The organism is Peribacillus kribbensis DSM 17871 (genome assembly GCF_000430765.1).
Lineage (GTDB): Bacteria > Bacillota > Bacilli > Bacillales > DSM-1321 > Paraperibacillus > Paraperibacillus kribbensis.
In genome coordinates this window covers 127561-152050 of sequence record NZ_KE387241.1, presented here as the reverse complement: position 1 = coordinate 152050, position 24490 = coordinate 127561, and the positions used below count along the sequence as shown (strand labels likewise).

The window sequence follows — 24490 nt, the reverse complement described above, 5'->3', positions numbered from 1 at the left end:
GTTCATCATATACTAGTAAAATTATACAATAAAATTTGTCCGTGTTTTAAAATTCTGCAAAATAACCATTATCATTTGATTCCCCTTCTATCATGATCCAAAATGGAATGAGACTAGATGTAAGGTACATAGAAAAGAGGGGCTGCATCATGAAGAAAATTTACAGCGATATCATCCAATTCAGGGGAACCCACTATGATTTCGGATACTTTCAGGGAGGGAAGATAAAGGATTCGTTGACTCTTAAAAATCGGGAAAACCAGTGGAAGGTAAGGAAGCCCAGGTTTATGGTACAGGAGGAGGAAGCAAAGGAGGCAATCCTGCCTTTTGCACCGAGAGTCTGGGATGAGCTCCTTGGACTTCGGGATGCCCTTGAGTGGCCGATGGAAAAGGTTCTCCAGGAGTTTGGGGGATACCGGCTGGATTATGTGAAGTCAGGCTGCTCCATTTTAACAGGTGAAGACTATCTGATACGGAATTATGATTATCATCCTAAAACCTATGAAGGCCGGTATACGTTCTTTCAGCCTTCAGACGGGGGCTATGCCATGATCGGGCCGAGCCAGCGCGTGACAGGGCGGATGGATGGAATGAATGAAAAGGGACTTGCCATCGGCTATAATTTCATGCACCGCAAAAACCCCGGTGATGGCTTCATCTGCTGCATGATCGGCAGGCTGATTCTGGAATCCAGTGCAAATGTAGATGAGGCAGCTGCGATGCTGAAGGAAATTCCGCATCGCCATTCCTTCAGCTATATTGTCTTTGATGGAAGCGGAAAGACGCTTATTGTTGAAACCTCGCCGCGGGGTGTGGAAGTACGCAGTGCCAATGCGTGTACGAACCATTTCGAAATGATGAAGCACGAAAACCGGAACCACCTTACAGATTCCAATAGAAGGCTCCAGGTGATGCAGGATCAGTACGACAGCCTGGAAAGCGGCCGCGAAGCCTTCCGCCTCCTGAATGACTCCAACGGAGGGGTATTTTCTAAGCTTTACAGCAGCTGGGCAGGAACGATCCATACTTCCGCGTATTTTCCAAGAGAAATGAAAGCATGGATCGCTCTTGGGGGAGACAGGGAGCCTGCAGAGTTTGATTTTGCAGCCTGGCTTGCTGGAAAGGATATTGAAGCAGAGAGAATTCCGGGTGAAGTGGATACAGACATTCCCTTTGTTCATATGGATGAAAACGCAGACTGGTTTAAAAGATAAAGCTTCCTATGGTTTACTGAAATCCTCCTGAGGATAAAGATTAAAAAAAACTTTTAGGAGGAACCGTCATGGAGCAAAGTGTATATGGTGTTTATGATAGTGCCAAGGAAGCGTCTGATGCGATCAATAAGCTGAAAGAGCGCGGATTTCAGGAGAATGTGTTTACCGTTATCGCCAAGAATGAAGAGGATATTAATTTTTTGAATGCAGATGATACGCCGCAAATGAATGTAGTCGCAGCGCATAGTGATGAAAAGGATTCTTTCCTGGATAAGGCGATGAGATATTTTATGGATATAGAGGACCAGCTTGATGAACATTTGATGAATAACGGTGCTTCCAAGGGAGAAGCCAATCGTTATGTGGAGGATGTGGAGGCAGGAAAAATAATTGTATTGGTGGAAAAAAAGAAAAGCTGAAAATGATTTTTCTAGTGCCTGGCTTATGCCGGGCTTTTTTTACTGCTCAATTAAGGTGCTCCACTCCTATTTCTGGGATTTCTTTGCGGTTCTGCAATAAAAAGAAGCCGGCCCAACGAAAGCTTGGGAGGCCGGCCTCTTCTATATTTTACTGATTTTGCTTGAACTCAAATAACCCATGGTTGATAACGGCAGTCTGAGGATAAATTTCTTTATAAAGCTTGAACAATTCCTGATAGCGCTGTACATTTTCTGGAACAGGCTCATAGGATGCGGCCTCAGAAAGGAAGGCATCTGCGCATTCTTTCAGGGATGGGTACCAGTTTAAAGCGGCTGCCGCCAGCATCGCTGCACCCATTCCGGGACCTTGTTCGCTCTTAAGCTTGATGACTTTTGCATTGAAAATATCAGCTTGTAACTGAAGCCAAAGGTCACTTTTTGCCCCTCCGCCGATAGAAATGACCGTATCCACTTTCTTTCCACTGTCACGGAAAATTTCAACGGTTTCATTGATGGAAAAGACGATTCCCTCAAGGACAGAACGTGTGAAATCGCGTTTCTGGTGGGAGCTGTCAATTCCGGTAAAGGTTCCTCTGATTTTTGCATCCGCATAGGGAGTACGTTCACCGACCAGAAAAGGGGTGAAGAGAAGGCCATTGGCTCCTGCAGGTGATTCAGATGCGTCCTTTACCAGCTGGTCGAAACTTTCGTTTTCAGCAAAGGTATTTTTAAACCATGAGAAGCTGTGTCCGGCAGAAAGGGTGACACCCATGCTGTAATAGGAATCCTTCTGCGAATGGTTGAATAAATGGACCCTGCCGCCATAATCACGGCTGCTGTCATTTTCATAGGACAAGAATACTCCGGATGTACCAATACTGCATAGTGCCTGCCCTTCAGATAAGATCCCAGCTCCTATTGCTCCGCAGGCGTTGTCAGCCCCGCCGGCAAAAACCTTTACGGAAGTTGTAAGTCCTGTTGCTTCAGCAATCTCCGGAAGGATTGTTCCTATAAAATCGCCTGACTCCACGAGAGGAGGGCAGATATCAGAGTTTAGACCAAATGCCTGCAGCATATCTCCGCTCCAGGATTTATTTTCGATATCTAGGAGGAGGGTGCCTGCTGCATCAGAGTATTCTGCGTGAATTTCGCCGGTCAGACGGAACCGGAGATAGTCTTTAGGCAATAAAAATACACTAGTTTTTTCGAGGTTTTCAGGTTCATTTTCCTGCACCCAAAGAATCTTTGGAAGGGTGAAACCTTCCAGCGCAGGGTTTTTTGTAATCTCAAGAAGTCTTTCTCCGAGCTTTTCTTCAATCTCTCTGCATTGAGGTGTCGTTCTAGTGTCATTCCAAAGGATGGCATTACGAATAATCTGGTGCTCGCTGTCCAGCAGGACCAGGCCATGCATCTGCCCGGAAAAGCTGAGCCCTTCGATATCTTCCGCTTTCACACCGGATTCATCCACAAGCTGCTTTAGTGACTGTATGCTTTTTTCCACCCATTCTTCAGGATTCTGCTCACTATATCCTGGCTTTTCCTGGATAAGGGGATAATCCCTTGAGACAGAGCTATGGACATTTCCGTCCTGGTCTACTAGAAGAATTTTTACCGAGCTTGTTCCTAAATCAATCCCAATGGCGTATTTCATCTCTTTTGCTCCTTTTGATAAAATAAAAAGGGATAGCGGGCCACGGGGAAGTGACCCAGACGTATCCCTTTATGTTTACCTTTTATTTTGCTGCTTCTTCAAGAAGATAGTGGTTCAGCGTATTTTTTAACATTTCTAATCTTCCTGATTGGTTTGTAATGTCTTTTTTATCGATAATGTAGTTTTCTAATGATTTGAAGTCCGTTTTTCCGGCCACAATGTCAGCGCCGATCCCTTCATTGAAGCTGCTGTAGCGGTTTTCGATAAACTCATCGAATACACGGTCTTCGATCAATCGGCTTGCAACCTTCAAACCAAGTGCATAGCTGTCCATGCCTGCAATATGTGCATAGAATAGATCATCTGTGTCAAATGAAGATCTGCGGGTCTTGGAGTCAAAGTTCAGACCGCCCCGGCCCAATCCGCCGTTCTTAAGGACTTCATACATTGTGAGAGTAGCAGCATAAAGATCGGTAGGGAATTCATCTGTATCCCAGCCAAGAAGCATATCACCCTGGTTGGCATCTAATGATCCAAGAAGTCCATGAGTTCTTGCTACGCGGATCTCATGCTCGAATGTATGTCCTGCCAATGTAGCATGGTTAGCTTCAAGGTTTAATTTAAAGTGTTTGTCCAGATCATAAGATTTTAAGAATGCGATAGTAGTAGCGGCATCAAAGTCATATTGGTGCTTTGTTGGTTCCTTCGGTTTTGGCTCGATCAGGAATTGCGCATCAAAGCCGATTTCTTTTGCATAATCCACTGCCATATGGAAGAAGCGTGCGATGTTATCCTGCTCCAGCTTCATATCTGTATTCAATAGAGTTTCATAGCCTTCACGTCCGCCCCAGAAAACATAGTTTTCTGCTCCAAGCTCTTTACCAACTTCAAGTCCTTTCTTTACCTGTCCAGCTGCATAGGCGAAAACATCTGCATTGCTTGAGCTTGCTGCACCATGCACAAAGCGCGGATTTGTGAACATGTTGGCTGTGTTCCAAAGAAGTTTTACATTGCTTGTTTTCATGTAATCCTTGATCATGGCTACAATAACATCCAGATTTTGATTGGATTCGCGAAGTGTATCTCCTTCAGGTGCAATATCGATATCATGGAAGCAGAAGAATGGATTTCCGAGCTTCTCAAAGAATTCAAATGCTGCTTCTACACGTGCTTTTGCTGCATCAAGTCCCTGAAGGCGGTTCCAAGAGCGGGTTTTAGTTCCTACGCCGAATGGATCGCTTCCATCTTCTGCGAATGTATGCCAGTATGCTACAGCAAATCGTAAATGCTCCTTCATGGTTTTGCCTGCAACAACTTCTTCTGGATTGTAGTAATTGAATGCAAGGCTGCTTTTTAATTGTCTGCCAACATAATTAATTTTGTCGATGTTAGGAAAATAAGTCATATCGATTCCTCCTGAGTAAAAGCAAATTGTAAACGGATACAGAGATTCGAAAAAAAAGGCTGTTTTCATGCGGCATGCAGAACAGAAGGCTTGTTTCCATTTCGGGATGTCCGCTTCCTGAGCTCTTTTTAAATCCGTAGAATGTCTTCTAAAGAAAACAGCTATTAATTAAAGATGAAGTTACTTTGTTTCTTCAATAAACTAAGTGCAATTACATACTAGCATGATTTATTCTGAAAAACAATATATTTTTCAGAAAAAAAATACTATACTTGGTGTATTATTAATTTATTTGTTTATTAAACAAACAAACTTAAGGGGATTATAATTTGAACACAGCAGATCAATCATTTGTAAAAATCCATAATCAAAAGATTATATTGGATCAGCTTATTCAGCATTATCCAATTTCGAGGGCGGATTTGGCAAAAATGACTTCCCTGAATAAGGCTACTATTTCTTCACAAACAGTCTCTTTGATGGAAAAGAAGCTGATCTATGAAATTGGGACCGGTGAGTCAAGCGGCGGAAGAAAGCCCGTGATGCTTGTTTTTAATAAAACAGCAGGATATGTGATTGGAGTCGATTTGGGCATTAACTATATCCTGACCGTTTTAACAGATTTAGAGGGAAATATCCTTTTTCAAAACTCTTATGAAATTATTGATTCTTCCTATGAAGCTATTAAGCCTATTTTAATTGAAAGGATAGTGGAGGCCGCCCAGGGTGCGCCTGAGTCACCCTACGGCATTATTGGTATAGGAGTGGGCATCCATGGCTTTGTTAATAATGATCAAACCATCGTTTTTACTCCTCACTCAAAATGGAAGGACATCGATTTAAAAATCATTTTGGAGGAGCAGTTTCATTGTACCGTTCTTATTGAAAACGAAGCGAATGCAGGAGCTTATGGGGAACGACTTTTTGGTGCGATAAAGAATTGCAGCAATGGAATCTTCCTGAGCATCGGAATAGGGATTGGTGTAGGCATTATTGTAAATAATGAATTATACCGCGGAACGCAGGGTTTCTCAGGGGAAATGGGGCATATGTCCATAGAATATAACGGAAAAAAGTGCGGCTGCGGGAATACCGGATGCTGGGAGCTGTATGCATCAGAAAAGACTCTGTTTGAGAATATCTCCAAGTTAAAAGGTCTGGAACATGTGACATATAAACAAATAAGCCAGTTGATCCAGGTCCAGAATATGGAAGTTATCAAGGAGCTTGACCGGTTTGGTTATTACTTAGGAATCGGGCTGACCAACATTATTAATACATTCAATCCTGAGGCAATAGTGCTGCGGAGTGGATTGATTGAATCCAATCCGATTGTTCTTAATTCGATCCAAAATACCATCTCTTCAAGGATCTCTCAGTATGCTCATCAAAATCATCAAATTTATTTATCCCAATTAAGCAGGAAGGCTACGGTCCTGGGCGCAGCATCATTTGTCATCGAGCACTTCCTTAATGAGCCTGATCATTTACGCTTGATGAAATAAACCACAATCCGCAGGTATGAAATAAGGGGCTGTCCAGTAATCAGCCGAACAAAAACAAAAGCAGGTGCAGAAAAGTTCTCTTTTCTCCACCTGCTTTAGGACTTATTGGACAGTCTTGTTTTTTTATTCTAATTCTTTGTAGATAAAATAATCAAAGTCCGCAGGCTTGTCCTGGCCTGTGGTATCGATGCAATTGATGCCGACAAAGGCTCCAGTAAAGAATCCTCCTCCGCGAATGTAATCATCAGAGAGTTTTTTAGATTCAAAGAAGATAGGAATGTTGATCCATTCTTTTCCATCGAAGGAGTAAGAATATTGATAAGAATCAACACGGACCTCAACTTTGAAGTGAACATACTCCACCTCATCCGGAACAGGAATCAAATCGTGTTTCAGCGGCTGCGAGAAGACAAAATTATCACAGGCGAGAAGGTCAATTACACGGCCTTTCTCTTCGTTCCATGTAACCTGAATCGTGGTCCAGTTCTCGGTATTGTAATAACAGGTCAATCCAGCTGCCTGCTGGAAGGTGTCCGGCTGGAAAGCCACGCTTGTGGCGGCATCGAAGGAAAATGCCTGCCACCTCCTGGCGACAAATGCCTGTGTAAACGTGGAAATCAAAGAATCTTTCCCATACAGTCTAAGATGTCCATCGCGTGCCTGTAAAGAAGCTATATCCTCTGTCAATGGTATACGCAGGGACTGAAAGTTGATGTTTAGTTCCTTGCCATCAAAATCATCCTTCTCGGGATACGAAGATTCCCATTTTACTTCTTCCATATTTGGGCCATCCACAGTCAATGCTCCCTGCTTCCCGCCAACTACAACCGGCCAGCCATCCTTCCATTCAATTCTTTGAATAGCTGTTTCACGACCCAGCGGGCAGTAGCCCCTATTATCAAGGATAGGCTGATCCCCGATAGGAAGCGGCCTGCCTGTCAGGTGTGCCAGAAACCACTCATCTGTATGCGTATGCAGAAGAGAGGCGTGGCCGCATTTCTGCAAGGCGTTTCTAGGGTCATGCCAGGACGTCAGCAATGGATAGTCAGGCTGTGTTTCATAGGGTCCTTCAATGTTCCTGGAGCGGGCGACGGTTTCGGCATGCTGATATGTAGTTCCGCCTTCCGCAGTGAATAGATAATAATACTCCCCGATATGATAAAGATGCGGGCCTTCCGTATATTTTATATCTGTTCCCTTATAAATAATTTTTGGTTTGCCCACCAGCTTTTGTTGTTCATGGGAATATTCCTGCATGGCAATTCCGTAGAAATTATGGTTATAGGTTCTGTGGTCCCAATACATGTTTAATAGATATTTTTTACCGTCTGTATCATGGAACAGGGAGGCATCAAATCCTGAGCCTGTTAATGGAATAGGCTCCGACCACTCCCCGTCTATTGTATCGCAAGTGGTTAAATAATTTCGGCAGTCCTTCCAGATGCCATCTGTGACTTTTACATCTGTATAAATAAGCCAGAACTTCCCATCATGGCAGCTTAAGTCAGGGGCCCAAATGCCGCCTGAATTAGGATTTCCCCTCATATCAAGAAGAGAGAGGCGGTTCAGCGGATGGGCTGCAAGGCGCCAGTTTACTAGATCCTTTGAATGGTGAATCTGGACTCCGGGAAACCATTCAAAGGTTGAGGTGGCGATATAATAGTCTTCCCCTGCGCGCGTGATACTCGGATCAGGATTAAAGCCTTTTAATACGGGGTTCTGTATCTTCAAATTAATTTCCTCCTGCAACTTTTTTTAATGTTTTCTTCTCTAGTGTGGCAGTGATGGCTGGCTGAACATAATTCTGTGGATTAATAGATTGCGTTTCGAGCCCACTCCTTTTAATATACTATCTTCCCATAAAAGGGATTTCATCCTGTTATAAAAAACTTCTTCTTAGATAAGCATCTCCTTCCTTCAACTTTGTTTATCAAACAAACTATTTTTGAATAAATTAGCATATAAAAATATTTAATTCAATATCGAAGTGATGGAATTTTATCAAATTAGCAAAAACTTTGTATATTTGATAAACAAAGAGTATAATAACTTCAATAATTATTAAAAATGGATAAGGAGGGAGATTTCCTATGGAAAAGAAGATGAGTATTGACCCCGAGAAGTTTGCGTATACGGTGATTTCCTCACATCAGCTTGACAGCGGCCACCCGCAGGAAATGGCCAAAAAACAATTAACCCTGTATTTGACAGCTGATTTGCTGGCAGAGGAGTTTAATGAACTGGAATCTCAATCTTTTAAAAACATGGAAAAAAGGATTATGAAAATCTCATGGCGAGAATTTCCAGATTCAGGGCGCTTTCTTAAATAAAATGCAAGCGTTTACAAACTAGTTGAATATGAATGGAAGGAACAGGTGGACGAAGATGAAGAAAATAGTGGTTACTGGAGGAAGCGGGCTATTGGGCCCTTCTGTTATTCAGGAGTTTCTGGACCATGAATATGAGGTATTAAATGTTGACCGGCAGTATCCAGAACAAGAGCTTTGTGAAACCATATTAGCCGATTTATCAAATCTCGGCGAAGTGTATGGTGTGCTGGAAGGTGCAGATGCAGTGGTTCACTTGGCTGCCATTCCAAGACCCTTTATTTATACAAATGAGAAGACTTTCAGCAACAATGTAATGGCAACCTATAATATTCTGGAAGCGGCAGGGAACTTAGGGATGAAGAAGGCGGTCATCACCTCCAGTGAGTCTTCGTATGGAATTTGTTTCTCCAAGAATGGCCTGGAGCCTCAATATGTACCGATCGATGAGGAGCATCCAAGACTGCCGGAAGACAGCTATGGATTGTCCAAGATTGTGAATGAGCAAACAGCGGAAATGATTCACAATCGGACAGGTATGCAGGTTGTTTCCTTAAGGCTGGGAAATGTAATTGCCCCTCATATGTATGAAAATTTCCCGGGATTTATCCATAACCCTGAGGAAAGAAAGCCTATTCTCTGGAGCTATATTGATGCAAGGGATGCAGCTGCAGCCTACCGCCTTGCTGTTGAAAAAGATGGTCTTGGCGCTGTTGCATTAAATCTAGCAGCAGATCATACGTCCATGGATATCAAAAGCCGCGATCTGCTTGAGGCTTGTTTCCCAAATCTCAAGGATATCCGAAGACCATTAGAGGGATTCGAAACCCTATTGGCCAATGATAAGGCAAAAGAGGTACTTGGCTGGCAGCCGGTCCACAATTGGCGTGATTATGTAAAGCTTTCCTAAGTTTAATTTTATCAATCATACATTTACATTAAGGAGGATACTGATGGTAAAAAGTTTACAGGATACTACAGTTTTGCATAATGGTGTGAAGATGCCTGGCTTGGGCTTGGTGTTTTTAAAGTAGAAGACGGCCAGGAAGCAATCGATTCGGTTAAAGCTGCCATAAAAAATGGCTATAGAAGCATCGATACTGCCGCAGTGTATAAGAATGAAGAGGGTGTGGGCCAGGGAATCAAGGAATCCGGCGTTCCGCGTGAGGAGCTTTTTATCACGTCCAAGGTCTGGAACAGCGACCAGGGGTATGAAGAAACTTTGGCTGCGTTTGAGTCAAGCCTGCAAAAGCTGGAGATCGATTATCTTGATTTATACTTGATTCATTGGCCGGTCCCTTCCAAAGGCAAATACAAAGAAACATGGAAGGCTCTAGAGAAGTTATACAAAGACGGAAAAGTCCGTGCAATCGGTGTAAGTAATTTTAAAGAGCATCATTTGGATGACTTAATCAAGGATGCTGAAATCAAACCGATGGTCAATCAAGTTGAATTTCATCCCCATTTTGCCCAAAAAGAGCTAAGAGCTTATTGCAGGGAGCACGGCATCCAGCTTGAAGCATGGTCTCCATTGAAGCAAGGGGAGCTTCTCGATAATCCGGCACTGATTCAGATTGCGGAGAAGTATGGAAAGTCTACCGCCCAAGTCATCATTCGGTGGGATCTTCAAAATGAAGTGGTAAGCATTCCAAAATCAAAAAAGGAACACCGTATTATTACCGGAAGATATGGCAGCCATTGACAGCCTGGATACAGGAGAACGCGCTTTTGCCGATCCTGATGACTTCAACAGAGAATAATAGAAAAAGTTTTTAAGAAATGTGCGCCAAGCGAGGTTTTTTTCACTGTTTTTTCACTCTTGCTGGTTAAAGTAAACTTGTACCAAAAAAATTAACCAATCAGGAGGAATAGATAATGAAAAAAAATAAGCTGGCGCCATTTGTTTTGACTGGAGCCTTATCTGTTGGATTGTTAGGAGCAGGTTTTTCTGCATATGCGGCGGACACATCCAGCCAGGGAGCTTCAGCTTCGCAGAATGGTGATACACGCCAAAAGGCGCAGGATATCATGGAGCAAGCTAAAGAAAAACTTGCCAAGCTGGGCGTATCACTTCCGGAAAAAGGTGCACGCCACGGCATGTTCGCAAACCTTGATGCAGCGACCAAAGAAAAAGCGCGGGCGATTATGGAAAAGCTGAAGGCCGGCACCCTGACAAGGACCCAGGCACAGGACCAGCTGAAAAAGCTGGGCGTAACCCTTCCGGAAAAGGGTGAACGCCACGGCATGTTCGCAAATCTTGATGCAGCCACCAAAGAAAAAGCGCAGGCGATCATGGATAAGCTAAGAGCCGGAACTCTGACACAGACCCAGGCACAGGACCAGTTGAAAAAGCTTGGTGTAACAATTCCGGAAAAGGGTGAACGCCACGGCATGTTCGCAAATCTTGATGCAGCGACCAAAGAAAAAGCGCGGGCGATTATGGAAAAGCTGAAGGCCGGCACCCTGACGCAGACCCAGGCACAGGACCAGCTGAAAAAGCTTGGTGTAACACTTCCGGAAAAGGGTGAACGCCACGGCATGTTTGCAAACCTTGATGCAGCCGCCAAAGAAAAAGCGCAGGCGGTCATGGATAAGCTGAGAGCTGGCACCCTGACAGAAACACAAGCGAAAGATCAGTTGAAAAAACTCGGTGTGACGCTTCCGGAAAAAGGATTCAAACACGATTTGTTTGAAAACCTAGATCCTGCAACAAAGAAAAAAGCACAGGCGATCATGGACGATGCAAAAAAACAATTGGACAAGCTTGGAATTAAGCCAGGAGACAGTAAAAACTAAAGTCCCTAAGAGCAGAATGCAAAGCGCATCCTGCTCTTTTGCTGTTAGGATGGAAGTATACGGGAGGGGAATATATGTCTGAGGAAACGATGCACGAGTTTCTTAGAATTCTGCAGAACTTCGAACACGGTGATATCCAGATCGCAGTCAGGCATGCGTCTCTGTTTAATGTGGAAACGATACGTTCCTACCGCTTTCAGCAGAATGCTTCACATCTTATGATCAGCAGCCAGGGAGGCGGAACAAATTTTCAGCTGGCCATCATGGATGTGCTGCGTATAGAGAATGTGCAAAAGTCCCGGGACACTTCCTGGAGGGCAGCGGCCTACGAAATTCACTGCAGTGATTTGACTTTGACGGTGATCATGAATATTCTTTCTTCTAAGGAAGAGTGAAATGGGCAGTCATGAGAGTGCGTCTCAGAACCATAATGAGGGAAAGCGGCAGAAGTTCTGGTCATGAGAGTGCGTCTCAGAACCATAAAGAGGGGAAGCGGCAGAAGTTTTGGTCATGAGAGTGTGTCTCAGAACTATAAAGAGGGGAAGCGGCAGAAGTTTTGGTCATGAGAGTGCGTCTCAGAACCATAAAGAGGGGAAGCGGCAGAAGTTTTGGTCATGAGAGTGCGTCTCAGAACCATAAAGAGGGGAAGCGGCAGAAGTTTTGGTCATGAGAGTGCGTCTCAGAACCATAAAGAGGGGAAGCGGCAGAAGTTTTGGTCATGAGATTGCTTCTTAGAACCATTAGGAGAAGCAGCTGGAATTTTGGTCTAAACTATTCCCTCTGGACCCTTTTTCGGTGTGCAAAATAGCAGTTTTCTTTTTTCTAGGCTTTTTCTGTCTCCTGAATTTCAGCAATTTTTCGAAAATGCTGTGCTAGAATATGATATAGGAATCCACAAAACTACTTAACAAGGAGCCTTGTGCTATGGAAAAGAAATCTATGCTCGAAGCCTTTAAAGAGACAAAGTACCAAACGGCTGGACACGGGAAAAGAGAAGTGGGGGTTTTATTGGAAGCCTTTAAGGATATCGATCCTCATGAAGAAAGTGATATGTACGGGAATGGACATTTTATAAGTGCTTTCCAGGATAAGATGGCGGGCTATCTGGGAAAGGAATCGGCGGTGTTCTTTCCGAGCGGGACAATGGCCCAGCAGATTGCATTACGATTATGGTGTGATGAAAAGGGTGCTAAGCGGGTCGCCTATCATCCTTTGTGTCATCTGGAAATACATGAAGAGGATGGCCTCAAGGAGCTTCACGGTATCGAAACGATTCTTCTTGGGGACGAGCACAGGCTCATTACATACGAGGACGTTGCAGGGATGAGCGAAGGAGTATCCTGCCTCCTGCTGGAACTCCCCCAGCGTGAAATTGGCGGTCAGCTCCCGGACTATGAAACTCTTGAAGCAATCTCTGAATACTGCCGTGATCAAGGAATAGCTCTTCATTTGGATGGCGCAAGACTGTTTGAGATTCTTCCATATTATCAAAAAACAGCGGAGGAAATCTGCAGCCTGTTTGACTCTGTCTATGTTTCCTTTTATAAGGGAATCGGAGGAATTGCCGGCGCCATCCTCGCAGGAAGCAAGGAATTCACTGAAAAGTCGAGGGTATGGAAAAGGCGGCATGGCGGCGATTTAATCAGTTTGTATCCATACATTGTACCTGCAGATTATTATTTTGATCTCCGCGTGGGAAAAATGGAGCAATATTATAGAGAGGCAATCGAACTGGCAGCTATGTATAATGCCTGCCACTCTGTATTAACACTGCCGCAAGTACCGGTTTCCAATATGTTTCATGTACATATTACCGCGCCTAAGGAGAAGCTTGAGCCTATTTTTCTAGATGTCTATGAAAAAACAGGAATCGGCTTGACAGGATACTTAAAGGAAGTAAACGGCAATCGATGCTCCTATGAGATCAGTATAGGCGATGCCTATGGAGACGTACCCAAGGATGAATTAAGGAAAGCATTTGAAATCTTGGACCAAGGCATCCGCGCCCTGAATGGAACAGCTGTATAAAACGAAGACAGAGGCGCAGCATTAGAGCCTCTGTCTTTATTTTTCACGCAGTACATCCTCGATATAAGAGGTCAAATAGTCTGTGTTTGTAATCTTTTTATTGCATTCGGAACTGTCCGAGCAGATATAGTTACCAATTGCCTTGTAATAATCCGGATTGTTCGATTTCTTTGCTTTCGTCACAGCGGAAATAAAGGCAACCTGCCCGTGCCGGCAGCAGAATGAACAGACATTGTCGCGGCTTAACAGTGTGTACTTGCATTCAACGCCTGCAAGCCTGCCATCAAGCTCAAATAGGAGGAACTTTTTATTGCTTCCGATATCATTCCAGGATAAATAGGTAGTCCGGCTCAAATCCAATTCCTCGAGACGCGGCATTTTTAACTTTTTATTTTTAGGGAACATTTTTTTGATCTGCTGTTCAGAAACCTGGGGGAAAGGCTGGACATACTCCCCCAATGTATTTATATATTGATCATAATCTTCATCCTTGGAACAGTGGGAAAGATCAAGCAATGCCCTACGTTCGGCATCTGCATCAGCAAAAAGCTCAGTTATCTTAGCATCGGCGCTGTCTTTGACAGCGTTTTTCACATTCTTATCGGCACCCGTTTTTAGGGAATTCTTTATTACACCAACTTGCTTCTTTATAAAATTGAATTCATGATTTTTGATGAATTTTTCAGCCATGGCAAGCCCCTCCGTCGTTCGTTAGTACTGGAAAACTGCTTCCTTATTTAGAGTATCGAATACAGCGGGGAACATCAAGGTGCAGGATGGTTAGGAATTATTTTCGGCATACTTGCCGGCTTTTTAGCATTCATGGGAAAGAGGCTGTCTCATAATCTGCTACAGCCTGATTGCCCTCACTTGGAATAAACGATCTTTCGTATGGTTTCAGCGGAGAGGTAATAATCCCGGGCTATTGAGCCAATGCCGCTTCCTTCTTTAAAAGCTTGCCGGATCGCCGCATTGCGCTCGTCAATCATCTTGCGCCCGCCGGAATTAGTCCCCCACTTTTGATGGGTTCCCTCCGGCTTTGGGATGTATATGGTCTCTCCCTGGATGTATTTTTGAATTTCAGCAATCAAAGATGGGGGTAATACTGAAGTCGCTCTTACATATTTCACGTTTGCCAGCTCCTTATTTTTATTCTGAAAGAAAATAAGGCAGCAAAGCCGAATATGAGAGCAGGCGATTAGTAAGTCTACCTCATGCAAAGTATCGCCTTTCTCCCAATATGGCTTTGCATGAGACACTGCGCTTTCTGGCAAACAAACACAATTTGCCAAATCCATCACCTCCCTAAAGAGTAGAACCATGCAGCACTAAAAGCTTTTGGCTGCAGGATGGTATTCTCCTAATTTTACCACAAGACCTGCGGTAAGATAAAACGGATGTCTGTCTTCATCAATATCCTTTTTTATAATCAACCAGATTGATTGCAGGATGATCCCCATTGAGATAGATCTTTAGATTTGGTATGAATATGTCGTTTACTACCCGCTCATCATAATGCTGGGTGGAGCCGGCTGTATGGGGAGTGACAATCACATTTTCAAGCTCCCATAAAGCGCTGGACTCCGGAAGCGGTTCAGTTTCAAACACATCCAGCCCTGCTCCGGCGATTTCCCCTGATTGAAGAGCTGACATTAAATCGTCCTCAACCACCAGGATTCCGCGGCCAATATTGATGAAGAAAGCCGTATCTTTCATTCTTTTAAACTGCTCTTTTCCAATGAGATGATGTGTTTCCTTTGTTAAAGGCAGAGTGACGACCACATAGTCGCAAAGGGGAAGCATATCGTTCAGTTCTTCTGTTTTATACATTCTGTCCACATATTTATCCTGCTTACCAGAATGGCGGAGGCCAAGCACTTCCATCCCAAACGCTTTGGCAATTTTCGCTGTCTCCTGTCCAATTGCCCCGATTCCTAAAATACCGATTGTTTTATTATGAATCTCAAGCTTTAAGTCTGAATGGTACCAGGTTTTTGCCTGCTGGTTTCTTACATAAGAGTGAAGCTTCCTCGTCAGGCCGAGCATTAAGGCAAAAATAGTTTCCGATATAGGGAAGGCGTGGACACCTGTTGCATTTGTAAGAGCTACATTATGGTTTTTAAGGATATTAAGGGGAAGGGTATCAATCCCGGCACTCCAGGTTTGAACCCATTTCAGTCTTCCGCTGCCGATATGATCAGCCATCACTTTCTTCCAGCCCGCAATAACCTCCGCCTCTGAAATGTGATCAAGCCAGACCTCCCGATCTCTGCCAACAATAACTTCCCATTCAGGAATGACAGCCCGAATCCGTTCTACATATGTATGTTCCAGATTTTGTGCAATTATTAGCTTTCTTACTGACATTTCTCCATCTCCTATCAACAGCCCATTTGAAAATAATTGTAGCAAAGGAATTTCCCTAGGTAAAAATGAAAGCTTAGTTTTTTTGAAAATATGATTAAAAGTCCCGCCGTCTGATTTTTTGTTGTAAAAAAATTGCACAATACAAAGAATTTCGACAATTGGTCCATGGCTAGTATAATAAAAGGAACAACTTTTCCTGAGGTGAAGGACAAATGATTCACTTATTACCCTTAATGATTGAACGAGTCGGGGTTATTCTAATTGCCGTTTTTCTCCTCTCTCAAATGAAATCCTTCCGCAAAATCATCCATCACGACCAGGGGCTGCGCGAGAAAACCCTTTTAATTGCTGTCTTTGGTCTGTTTGGTGTGATAAGCAATTACACTGGTATTGAAATTCATCTCAATTCAGCTGCGGACACCTCCTGGCTAATAGGGATTGAACCAGATAGTGCCATTGCCAATACCCGGATTATCAGTATTGTGATTGGGTCACTTCTAGGCGGACCGGTTGTAGGGCTGGGCATAGGAGTTATTGCTGGCGTCCACAGATTCCTTCTTGGCGGGTTTACGGCGTTTGCCTGTGCTGCCTCAGCAATTCTGGCAGGCTTTGCAGCTGGATATTTAGGGCTTCTCTGGAAGCGGCGGGCCCCGCTGACTCCCTTATTTGCAGTAAGTGTGGGAGTGGTAATGGAGATCATGCAAATGTTGATCATTCTTTTGGTCACAAAACCGCTTCACCTGGCATGGGGGTTAGTGAAAATTATAGGAATCCCTATGATTGTAATTAACGGACTGGGTATGCTGTTATTCATGCTCATTATCCAGTACATTTTAAAGGAGCAGGAGAGGGCCAGAGCCCTTCAGACCAGCAAAGCCTTTTATATTGCAGACCAGACTCTGCCGTTTTTTAGAAGAGGCCTGAATTCTGAGTCCTGCTTAAAGGTAGCTGAGCTCATGCTGCAGCTTACGGATGCAGATGCCATTGCGATTACAGACTCCGTGGGTGTACTGGCACATGCCGGGGCGGCCTCTGACCATCATGTGCCGACGAAAGGGTTCTCAACGGGTTTGACCAAAAAAGTATTGAAAGAGGGAAGGGTCATCACTGCCAAGAGCCGTGAAGAGATTCTGTGCAGGCATGAATCCTGTCCGCTTCGCGGGGCTGTTGTCCTTCCATTGAAGGTTCATGGAAAAACGGTTGGTACGCTAAAGCTTTATTTTACAAACCCGGACAAGCTTACAGAGGTTGAGAAGGAGCTGGCGGAGGGGCTTGCCAATCTGTTTTCCACACAGTTGGAACTGGCGGAGGCAGAGCAGCAAAGCAAGCTGCTTAAAAATGCTGAAATAAAAGCTCTTCAGGCTCAGGTCCATCCTCATTTCTTATTTAATGCCATCAATACAATCTCGGTTCTCTGCCGGACAAACCCCGAAAAGGCCCGTAAGCTCCTGCTTGAATTAAGCCACTTCTTTAGAAGTAATCTTCAGGGAGCCAGATCTATGTTAATACCCCTGGAAAAGGAGCTGGAGCATGTCAGGGCCTATTTATCCCTGGAGCAGGCGCGCTTCCCTGATAAATATGAAGTCGGGTTTGACATAGGACCAGGTCTGGAGAAATTTCGGCTGCCGCCCTTTGTCCTGCAGCCTCTCGTTGAAAACTGCATCCGGCATGCTTTTTCAGGAAAGCAAAAGGGAAGAGTGGCGGTAACTGTGCAGTATAGAGGGGATGACCTGTATATTGAGGTAACTGATAATGGCAGGGGAATTGCTCCCGAAGTTCTGGACGTGATCGGCAAAGAACCTGTGAAGTCAAAGCGCGGGACTGGAACGGCACTTGTTAATATCCGGGAACGCCTGGAGGGAATCTATAACAATGAATCCTCGTTTAATATATCAAGCAGCGAAGACGCCGGCACTGCGATAGCTATTAGGATTCCATCGGCAAAGAAGGGAGGATGGGAGCTTTATGATGAAGGCGTTTTTAGTGGATGATGAGCCGCTTGCAAGGGATGAATTAAAGTATCTTCTCATGAGAACGAAGGAAATAGAGATCATAGGTGAAGCAGGAAGCATTGCCGATTCTTTGACCCAAATTAACGTACTAAAACCAGACCTGGTATTCTTGGACATCGACCTATCCGGGGACAGCGGACTTGAGCTGGCAGAGCGGATCCAGCAGATGGACTGGGAACCGGCTGTGGTTTTTGCGACCGCGTATGATGAATATGCCTTACAGGCGTTTGAGCTGAATGCTTTTGATTATCTTCTAAAGCCCTTTGATGAAGATAGAATCAGGCAGACTCTTAATAAAATCCAAAGCCTGAAAACTATTGGAGCTGCCAGGATTGCTCCTGCTTCTCAAACACATAAAGAGCAGGGGACAGGAAAGTTTGCAGTCGCCTCCGATGAACGGATTGTGCTCGTTGATATCAGTTCCATTGTCTATATTGCTACAGATGAGGGAAAAACCTTGATCAAAACCTTAGATTCAGAATATAAAGCCGCAGATACCCTGACTGCGGTTGAAAAGAAGCTGAGCCCCAATCGGCTTGTGCGGGTACATAGGAGCTACTTAGTAAATCTGGACCATATAGCTGAAATAGAGCCATGGTTTAATTCTACTTACAACTTAATTATGAAAGACCATTCAAAGGTGCCCGTAAGCAGGACTTATGTTAAAGATCTCAGGACCCTGATTGGCTTTTAAATTATGATTAGGCCCAATGCTGTCTTCGCCGCATTGGGTTTTATTTATCCGCTTTCATTCTTGCATTTCAGCCTCCTTTGGCTGCAACTCAGGCCATATTCTTTGTTGTTTGCATTGAAAACGCTGACATTTCGTTTTCATAAGGTATATTTGTTTTATACAAACATGAGGAGGCAGAAAAATGAATGCGATTACAATGGTAATAGGCTCTATTTGTATCCTAATGATAGCTTATCGTTTGTACGGTACATTTATGGCCGTCAAGGTATTAAAATTGGACGATTCAAAAAAGACTCCTGCCCATGAATTTGAGGACGGAAAAGACTATGTGCCGACGAACCGCTGGGTTACATTCGGCCACCATTTTGCTGCCATAGCGGCGGCGGGACCGCTTGTAGGACCCATTCTTGCGGCACAATTCGGATATCTTCCCGGCCTGCTATGGCTGTTAATAGGTGCAGTTATAGGGGGAGCTGTCCATGATGCAGTCGTATTATTTGCTTCCATGAGACAGAGGGGTGAATCCCTTGCAGAGGTTGCTAAGAAGGAATTAGGCCCTGTAGCCGGCTTTTGTACAGGACTTGCTATGCTTTTTATCATTACGATTACAATGGCAGGCTTGTCCATGGTGGTGCTTCATGCATTGGAAAATAACCCTTGGGGAACATTCTCTGTAGGAATTACCATCCCTATTGCAATGGCTGTTGGATTGTATCACCGTAAAACAGGAAATTTAAAGGGAGCGTCCATTGCAGGCTTTATCTTGATTATGGCTGCCGTGTTCTGCGGGCCCTATATCCAGGATTCACAGCTGGGTGAGTGGCTGACCCTTGATGTTAAGACATTATCGATCATACTTCCTGTTTACGCATTTTTTGCAGCTGCCCTGCCAGTCTGGCTTTTGCTTGCGCCTAGAGATTATTTGAGCAGCTTTATGAAGATCGGTGTTTTCGTTGCTTTAATCGCTGGTGTGTTTGTGGTTAACCCGACTTTGCAGATGCCTGCTTTTACTAAGTTTATCCATGGCGGCGGACCGGTGTTAAATGGTCCAGTCTGGCCGTTCATTTCTATAACGATAGCATGTGGGGCCATTTCCGGCTTTCACGCCTTTGTCGGCTCCGGTACAACGCCCAAAATGCTTGACCGATGGACCGATATTAAATCTGTAGGCTTCGGTGCGATGCTTGTTGAGTGTGTTGTCGGTATTATGGCTCTTGTGGCTGCAACTGCGCTTCATCCAGGAGATTATTTTGCTATTAACTCTGCTCCTGAAGTGTTCAAAACACTTGGTATGGATACGGTGAACCTGCCACAGCTAAGCAAGGAAATCGGCCTGAACCTGGAAGGACGAACTGGGGGAGCTGTTACACTCGCTGTAGGGATGACATATATATTCACAGACATTCCATGGTTCTCAAAGCTTGCCTCGTTCTTCTTCCAGTTCGTAATCATGTTTGAAGCACTATTTATCTTGACGGCGATTGATTCAGGGACCCGTGTTGCCCGCTACTTAATTCAGGATTTCGGCGGTGCCTTTTATAAGCCATTAAAACGTGTAGATTGGATTCCGGGTAATATCTTTGCAAGTGCGCTTGCCTGTCTATTATGGGGCTACCTGTTATTCTCCGGGGACATCGGCTCTGTCTGGGCATTGTTCGGAGTATCGAATCAGCTGATGGCATCAATCGGACTGATCATTGGTGCTACCGTCATCCTGAAGGTTGCCGACAAGCGCAGGTATATGCTGACATGTTTGATCCCGCTTGCATATCTATACGTAACCGTCAATTATGCGGGCTACTGGATGGTTAAAAATGTATACCTTAATTCGGCGGCTGCAGGCTACAATGTGCTAAATGGCATTTTATCAATCATCATGCTTGTATTGGGAGTAGTCATTATGGTCACAGCCGTGAAAAACTGGCTTGAAAATTGGAACAGGCCTGAAGTGAAATTAAGCAGAAAAACAGCATAAAGCAAAAAGACCAGGCAATTTATGGCCTGGTCTTTTCCTGTTCTATGGACTTCTACCGGAACTCGTCACCATCATAAAATTCACTGTTAGAATGATCAAATATTGCATTATTAAGGGATGTAGCTTCTTGATCATTTATTTTTACCGGCCCTCTGCCATGTGAGCGGATATCAGGATTCTGAATACTGTTTGTGGATAAACTGCTCACGTCAACAGCATGGCTGCCGCTTGATCTCTTCTGTCCAGTGCTTCCACCTTGTTCTTTATCTGCCATTTTATCGCCTCCATATAACTAGCTTTCCTCTGGGATCAGATAATATAACAATTAAAATAAAGATGGCTTAAGCAGTTGAAGGGAGGAAACCCCCTAGAGCATTCAGCCCTTATCCACTTAATAGCTTCTATTTTTCCTTCTGCAGTTTACTTACATATTCCCGGATCGCCTCAGCTGTTACATGTTTGCGTTTTGGTATAATACTCATTTCCATCCGGTTAATTTTATCTGTGACTTCATTGATGGGACCGGTGCTGAATGAAGAGCCCTGCTGGCATAACGCAAGGCTTGCTCAATATATTGCTCTCTTTTCTCATCCAGAGGCAGAAATTGATTATAAATCTTGTTTTGCTTCTCAGCATTTTTTTAAAATCCTTATGAACACTTATCCTGAACACTTATCCTGAACACTTATCCTGAACACTTATCCTGAACACTTATCCTGAACACTTATCCTGAACACTCCTGAACTATTCAATTATAGCTCCGTTAATAGTGTAATGACTTACCAACAGAGACGGCTTCACAACCATAAACCAGAGCATAGACATAAGGAGAAGGATATAAATCCAAACGGCCTTATTAAGCTTTGCTGAAAGCTTTGAACAATCTTAGATGAGAGAAGCAAGGACTTTCAATCCTTAATTTTATCGGTGATGTTTATAAATCCTTTTCATGAGTGATTGAATAAAAAACCTCTCGTCCACAATGCTGGACAAGAGGTTTTCAAACTTAAAGCTATCAAACTGTAATGTTATTTATAGATCACAACAGAACCAACAGATTTATCAACTGCTTGCCCATTCACTCGGACCTTTAGGCCATAGTTAGTAAGGTTACGGCCGGCATCCGGCATAAATGTGTTAGCAAATGAGCTGCTGTCGTTGAATAGAGATACAGCAGGCTGGCTGGATAGTGTTAGAGTCTGTACTCCTGGATAATTAATATTTAAACCAGAAGTCGGATTTAAACCGAATGCAGCGTCGGCGATATGGTAGCGGGTGCTGGCTTGTTTTGCAGGAGACCTATCCGCCATATCCCATAAAAGGTTTGTGTTTGGATGTGCATCCACAACCCCCAAATAGCCATCGCCAGGGTGCACCCCAGTCCAGTTCTCAGTAAAGCTGTCATCTGCATACCATACAACTAATCCGCCGTCATAGCTCATCAAGGATGCACCGCGGGCAATGTGTCCAAGGCCTTCGTCAACGCCCTTGTGGTTTCTCCATTCAAGCAGGTAGTAGTGGTCAGTCAGTTTGTTCCCATCAAACTTCTGGAAGCCTTTTAAAGTGAATGGGGAAGCAGCATTTTCTGCACCATCGTCTACCAGTGTAGCACCATCGGCTGTTACTTTAATGTTGTCAGCAAAGAATCCGACATTTGAAGTGCCCCAGTCAGTTGCTGAACGCAGACGCAGCTGAATTTTTTGTCCTTTGTAAGCTGAAAGGTCAAAGGACTGTGGCTTCCAGCCGTCGGAGTTTCCAGTGAATCCAGGCATTGAATTTAGGATTGTTGGATAGCCTTCAGGAACCACATCACTGCGTGTGTTACCATTTCCTAGCGACTTCCAAGTTGCCCCGTTGTCAGTAGAAACTTGAACAAAAGCAAAATCCCATTGCTCTTCCATGTCATACCAAGCATCAAAGGTTAAAGTTGCTGAAGACTTTCCTGTAAGGTCAACAGAGGTAACCATGCTGTTGTCCATTTCATCAGCCTGGCCGCCCCAATATTCGTAGGAACCGGCTGCTGGAGTGTTTACAGGTGTTTTCTTTTTCGGCAGGTTTACACGGATTGCCTGATTATTCTGTCCAAGCGGTGAGTTAGCCTGGTCAAGCAGGAGCTGTGTACCTGTTGTTGATACTTGATCCCAGTTTACAACAGTTGGCGCAGTCCATTTACCGCCCAAGGTAGACTGGAAGTACTGCTTAGCCCACGGAGAGAAGCCAGTAGGTTCTGCACCAGGGATTTTACCAGCCCAGGAGCCGCTTGCCATGATGGACCAATAGCCGATTGCCTCACCAGTACCAGAGTAGATGGTGTCATATTCATCAGGAAGGCCTAGATCGTGGCCGTATTCGTGTGCGAATACACCGGTTGCACCATCTTCAGGCATCATGGTGTAATCATAGAAACCTGGCAGTCCTTTTCCTAAGCCATCAGGATCTACGAATTTAGCAGAACGGTGGGACCAGATTGCGTTATCGCCCTGAGCTCCGCCGCCAGCTTCCTGGCCCATTCCGGAATGGATGATCTGCAGGTGGTCAACAAGGCCGTCCGGCTCCCAGAAGTTTCCGTCTCCGTCTAAATCATGCGGATCCTCTAAGTCATAGTCTTTCAATGGAATACCAGCCGCCTTAGCTGCAGCATAAGCATCTATTACTAATTGCTTTGAACCTCCTGGAGTCACATTGTCATGACCTCCAGTAGACTTGTCTGCTCCATAATATGCCGCAGTGCCAGGAACCTTAAGCCAGCCGTAGGCTTGTCCATCCACAGTATAGGTGCCGCCTGACTGCTCTTCATAGAATTGCTTCTGTGAAATCTGATCCTCGCCGCTAGGGCCTTTATATTCTCCCTTTTTGCCGAAAATCATATTTTCATAGTGTTCAGTATTATAATCCTTGTAATAGTTGTCAGTATCCTCAGGCTTGATATTGTTGTGCTCAACATCAGAGAACTCAACCATCAAAGTTAATAGCTTTCCTTGTTTCTGGATTCCAGGGGAAGTACCTTCTTTAACTGGATCAGGATTGCCCTTTAAATGGCCGTTCTTGTTACCGCTGCCATTTAATAGACCATTATTAAAGTTTTTGAATTTTTTCTGTTTAGTAGATTCAGCTGCCTTCACCTTTGGAGCAAGAGGATCCTTCTGCTTAACAGAATCCTGCTTCCCTTTTAAATCAAGATAGTTCTGCAGCGCTTTTTGTTTGTCTGCTGCAGAAGCCTTTGCAGAAATTTCTCCGCGCTTGATTAAGGCCTCGAGCAATTTATCGTCATTGACAATGGCCTTGTCGAGTGAACCATGTGAATTAGAGACATTAGCCTCAATTGTAGTCTGCGCTTGAACAGGACCTGCCATATAGCCGGGAAGGCCAGTGAAGAGAGTACCTGCTACTACTACTGAAGTAATGCCTGTCTTAAAGAACTTGTTCAATAAAGAACCCCCCTATATGTTTTAGTATAATCCCATAATATTCTAAAAATTGAGATAAACATATAGGTAAATTTCCTTATATTCAGACAATTTAACTATAAGGTGCTACCGGAAAAATGATAGAGAAACTGCGGATAATGGGGAATTTAACAGTTAAATGGCATTAATTCTGCCTGGTTTAACTAGTTGTATTTTAATAGTTAAACCAAAAATTGGATAAATGTTGCTGGAATTTGAAGAATAAAGGTGTGTTTTTTCTAAAATGCGGTAAGTAGTTTTCATCGAAGCACATGAAAAAGAACTTTTTTGCAGAATAATAAAAATACCACCAGGATTATAGTACATTCGTTTAAGCTAAGCTTGCCTTTTTTATTCTTTGCGCCGAGATGGATTCCGGAGCTGGCTGAGCCGGGCGTATGGTTATCTAATGCTTGATAACCAAAAAAATAAGCCTCCAATCAGGAGGCTTATTACCAGCTTGCCTTTCTCACTCCAGGAATCTGCCCTTTGTAGGCTAGCTCTCTGAAGCAAATACGGCAAAGCTTAAACTTTTTATAGACAGAGTGCGGACGTCCGCATTTTTCACATCGTGTATATTCTTGGACCATAAATTTAAGTGTACGCTTTTGCTTGATAATCATGGACTTTTTCGCCATATAGTTAACCTCC

General features: G+C 44.0%; 20 protein-coding genes and 2 pseudogenes. 12 read left to right on the top strand and 10 right to left on the bottom strand.

Features of this window, described 5'->3' with window-relative positions; genetic code table 11:
• Positions 1–149: 149 nt before the first annotated feature.
• Together H539_RS0120970 and H539_RS0120965 are read left to right on the top strand one after the other, a co-directional pair.
• Positions 150–1214 (top strand): C45 family autoproteolytic acyltransferase/hydrolase, encoded by a 1065-nt coding sequence (locus H539_RS0120970; RefSeq protein ID WP_026695152.1) that lies wholly within the window; start codon positions 150–152, stop codon positions 1212–1214.
• Between the two features lie 68 nt (positions 1215–1282).
• A complete protein-coding gene (locus H539_RS0120965) occupies positions 1283–1633 on the top strand; it encodes a general stress protein (protein WP_026695151.1) in 351 nt (116 codons plus the stop codon).
• Positions 1634–1781: 148 nt separating this feature from the next.
• Here the strand turns inward: H539_RS0120965 and xylB are convergent, their stop codons facing one another.
• Together xylB and xylA are read right to left on the bottom strand one after the other, a co-directional pair.
• Positions 1782–3284: a xylulokinase gene (xylB, locus tag H539_RS0120960; protein ID WP_026695150.1), complete on the bottom strand. Its 1503-nt coding sequence runs from the start codon at positions 3282–3284 to the stop codon at positions 1782–1784.
• An 82-nt stretch (positions 3285–3366) separates the two neighbouring features.
• Positions 3367–4689 (bottom strand): xylose isomerase, encoded by a 1323-nt coding sequence (xylA, locus tag H539_RS0120955; RefSeq protein ID WP_026695149.1) that lies wholly within the window; start codon positions 4687–4689, stop codon positions 3367–3369.
• A 329-nt stretch (positions 4690–5018) separates the two neighbouring features.
• On the opposite strand from xylA, the gene H539_RS0120950 reads away from it, so the two are divergent.
• The gene (locus tag H539_RS0120950) at positions 5019–6194 is read left to right on the top strand and encodes an ROK family protein (protein WP_026695148.1); all 1176 of its coding nucleotides are present in this window, start codon (positions 5019–5021) and stop codon (positions 6192–6194) included.
• Positions 6195–6317: 123 nt separating this feature from the next.
• Here H539_RS0120950 and H539_RS0120945 read toward each other — a convergent pair whose 3' ends face one another.
• Positions 6318–7925 (bottom strand): glycoside hydrolase family 43 protein, encoded by a 1608-nt coding sequence (locus H539_RS0120945; RefSeq protein WP_026695147.1) that lies wholly within the window; start codon positions 7923–7925, stop codon positions 6318–6320.
• Positions 7926–8284: 359 nt separating this feature from the next.
• On the opposite strand from H539_RS0120945, the gene H539_RS0120940 reads away from it, so the two are divergent.
• The 6 genes and pseudogenes from H539_RS0120940 (at position 8285) to H539_RS0120915 (ending at position 13345) form a co-directional block, all read left to right on the top strand.
• Positions 8285–8524 carry a hypothetical protein gene (locus tag H539_RS0120940; protein WP_026695146.1) on the top strand — a complete coding sequence of 80 codons (240 nt, stop codon included), beginning with the start codon at positions 8285–8287 and terminating at the stop codon, positions 8522–8524.
• Between the two features lie 55 nt (positions 8525–8579).
• Positions 8580–9431 carry an NAD-dependent epimerase/dehydratase family protein gene (locus tag H539_RS0120935; protein WP_026695145.1) on the top strand — a complete coding sequence of 284 codons (852 nt, stop codon included), beginning with the start codon at positions 8580–8582 and terminating at the stop codon, positions 9429–9431.
• Between the two features lie 43 nt (positions 9432–9474).
• A pseudogene (locus tag H539_RS29245) lies at positions 9475–10281 on the top strand (aldo/keto reductase).
• Between the two features lie 115 nt (positions 10282–10396).
• Positions 10397–11317, top strand: coding sequence for a hypothetical protein (locus H539_RS0120925; protein ID WP_026695144.1), 921 nt, complete (start codon positions 10397–10399; stop codon positions 11315–11317).
• Between the two features lie 74 nt (positions 11318–11391).
• Positions 11392–11712, top strand: coding sequence for a hypothetical protein (locus H539_RS0120920; RefSeq protein ID WP_026695143.1), 321 nt, complete (start codon positions 11392–11394; stop codon positions 11710–11712).
• A 529-nt stretch (positions 11713–12241) separates the two neighbouring features.
• Positions 12242–13345, top strand: a complete 1104-nt coding sequence (locus H539_RS0120915; protein WP_026695142.1) for a threonine aldolase family protein — start codon at positions 12242–12244, stop codon at positions 13343–13345.
• 36 nt (positions 13346–13381) lie between these two features.
• Here H539_RS0120915 and H539_RS0120910 read toward each other — a convergent pair whose 3' ends face one another.
• From H539_RS0120910 to H539_RS0120895, 3 genes are all read right to left on the bottom strand, one after another.
• Positions 13382–14035 carry a FusB/FusC family EF-G-binding protein gene (locus H539_RS0120910; RefSeq protein WP_026695141.1) on the bottom strand — a complete coding sequence of 218 codons (654 nt, stop codon included), beginning with the start codon at positions 14033–14035 and terminating at the stop codon, positions 13382–13384.
• Between the two features lie 176 nt (positions 14036–14211).
• On the bottom strand, positions 14212–14475 hold the full coding sequence (locus H539_RS0120905; RefSeq protein WP_026695140.1) for a CD3324 family protein: 264 nt from the start codon (positions 14473–14475) through the stop codon (positions 14212–14214).
• Between the two features lie 280 nt (positions 14476–14755).
• A complete protein-coding gene (locus H539_RS0120895; protein ID WP_026695139.1) occupies positions 14756–15712 on the bottom strand; it encodes a D-2-hydroxyacid dehydrogenase in 957 nt (318 codons plus the stop codon).
• A gap of 212 nt (positions 15713–15924) precedes the next feature.
• On the opposite strand from H539_RS0120895, the gene H539_RS0120890 reads away from it, so the two are divergent.
• The 3 genes from H539_RS0120890 to cstA all read left to right on the top strand — a co-directional run bounded on the left by H539_RS0120890 (position 15925) and on the right by cstA (position 20393).
• Positions 15925–17703: a sensor histidine kinase gene (locus H539_RS0120890; protein WP_026695138.1), complete on the top strand. Its 1779-nt coding sequence runs from the start codon at positions 15925–15927 to the stop codon at positions 17701–17703.
• Positions 17678–18418: a LytR/AlgR family response regulator transcription factor gene (locus tag H539_RS0120885; protein WP_026695137.1), complete on the top strand. Its 741-nt coding sequence runs from the start codon at positions 17678–17680 to the stop codon at positions 18416–18418. Before H539_RS0120890 ends, H539_RS0120885 begins: the two co-directional genes overlap by 26 nt.
• Before the next feature lie 181 nt (positions 18419–18599).
• The gene (gene cstA, locus H539_RS0120880; RefSeq protein ID WP_026695136.1) at positions 18600–20393 is read left to right on the top strand and encodes a carbon starvation protein CstA; all 1794 of its coding nucleotides are present in this window, start codon (positions 18600–18602) and stop codon (positions 20391–20393) included.
• Positions 20394–20445: 52 nt separating this feature from the next.
• Here cstA and H539_RS0120875 read toward each other — a convergent pair whose 3' ends face one another.
• The 4 genes and pseudogenes from H539_RS0120875 to H539_RS0120855 all read right to left on the bottom strand — a co-directional run bounded on the left by H539_RS0120875 (position 20446) and on the right by H539_RS0120855 (position 24477).
• Positions 20446–20667, bottom strand: a complete 222-nt coding sequence (locus H539_RS0120875) for a hypothetical protein (protein ID WP_026695135.1) — start codon at positions 20665–20667, stop codon at positions 20446–20448.
• 127 nt (positions 20668–20794) lie between these two features.
• Positions 20795–21018: pseudogene (locus tag H539_RS33455) on the bottom strand (DUF2533 family protein); the annotation flags it as partial.
• Between the two features lie 403 nt (positions 21019–21421).
• Positions 21422–23821 (bottom strand): immune inhibitor A domain-containing protein, encoded by a 2400-nt coding sequence (locus tag H539_RS0120865; RefSeq protein ID WP_026695134.1) that lies wholly within the window; start codon positions 23819–23821, stop codon positions 21422–21424.
• A 470-nt stretch (positions 23822–24291) separates the two neighbouring features.
• The gene (locus H539_RS0120855; protein ID WP_026695132.1) at positions 24292–24477 is read right to left on the bottom strand and encodes a type Z 30S ribosomal protein S14; all 186 of its coding nucleotides are present in this window, start codon (positions 24475–24477) and stop codon (positions 24292–24294) included.
• Positions 24478–24490: the final 13 nt, after the last annotated feature.

Coding starts and splice junctions, on each gene's coding strand:
- H539_RS0120970 (WP_026695152.1), top strand. CDS start 150: ATGAAGAAAATTTACAGCGATATCATCCAATTCAGGGGAACCCACTAT.
- H539_RS0120965 (WP_026695151.1), top strand. CDS start 1,283: ATGGAGCAAAGTGTATATGGTGTTTATGATAGTGCCAAGGAAGCGTCT.
- xylB (WP_026695150.1), bottom strand. CDS start 3,284: ATGAAATACGCCATTGGGATTGATTTAGGAACAAGCTCGGTAAAAATT.
- xylA (WP_026695149.1), bottom strand. CDS start 4,689: ATGACTTATTTTCCTAACATCGACAAAATTAATTATGTTGGCAGACAA.
- H539_RS0120940 (WP_026695146.1), top strand. CDS start 8,285: ATGGAAAAGAAGATGAGTATTGACCCCGAGAAGTTTGCGTATACGGTG.
- H539_RS0120935 (WP_026695145.1), top strand. CDS start 8,580: ATGAAGAAAATAGTGGTTACTGGAGGAAGCGGGCTATTGGGCCCTTCT.
- H539_RS0120925 (WP_026695144.1), top strand. CDS start 10,397: ATGAAAAAAAATAAGCTGGCGCCATTTGTTTTGACTGGAGCCTTATCT.
- H539_RS0120920 (WP_026695143.1), top strand. CDS start 11,392: ATGTCTGAGGAAACGATGCACGAGTTTCTTAGAATTCTGCAGAACTTC.
- H539_RS0120915 (WP_026695142.1), top strand. CDS start 12,242: ATGGAAAAGAAATCTATGCTCGAAGCCTTTAAAGAGACAAAGTACCAA.
- H539_RS0120910 (WP_026695141.1), bottom strand. CDS start 14,035: ATGGCTGAAAAATTCATCAAAAATCATGAATTCAATTTTATAAAGAAG.
- H539_RS0120895 (WP_026695139.1), bottom strand. CDS start 15,712: ATGTCAGTAAGAAAGCTAATAATTGCACAAAATCTGGAACATACATAT.
- H539_RS0120890 (WP_026695138.1), top strand. CDS start 15,925: ATGATTCACTTATTACCCTTAATGATTGAACGAGTCGGGGTTATTCTA.
- H539_RS0120885 (WP_026695137.1), top strand. CDS start 17,678: ATGATGAAGGCGTTTTTAGTGGATGATGAGCCGCTTGCAAGGGATGAA.
- cstA (WP_026695136.1), top strand. CDS start 18,600: ATGAATGCGATTACAATGGTAATAGGCTCTATTTGTATCCTAATGATA.
- H539_RS0120875 (WP_026695135.1), bottom strand. CDS start 20,667: ATGGCAGATAAAGAACAAGGTGGAAGCACTGGACAGAAGAGATCAAGC.
- H539_RS0120855 (WP_026695132.1), bottom strand. CDS start 24,477: ATGGCGAAAAAGTCCATGATTATCAAGCAAAAGCGTACACTTAAATTT.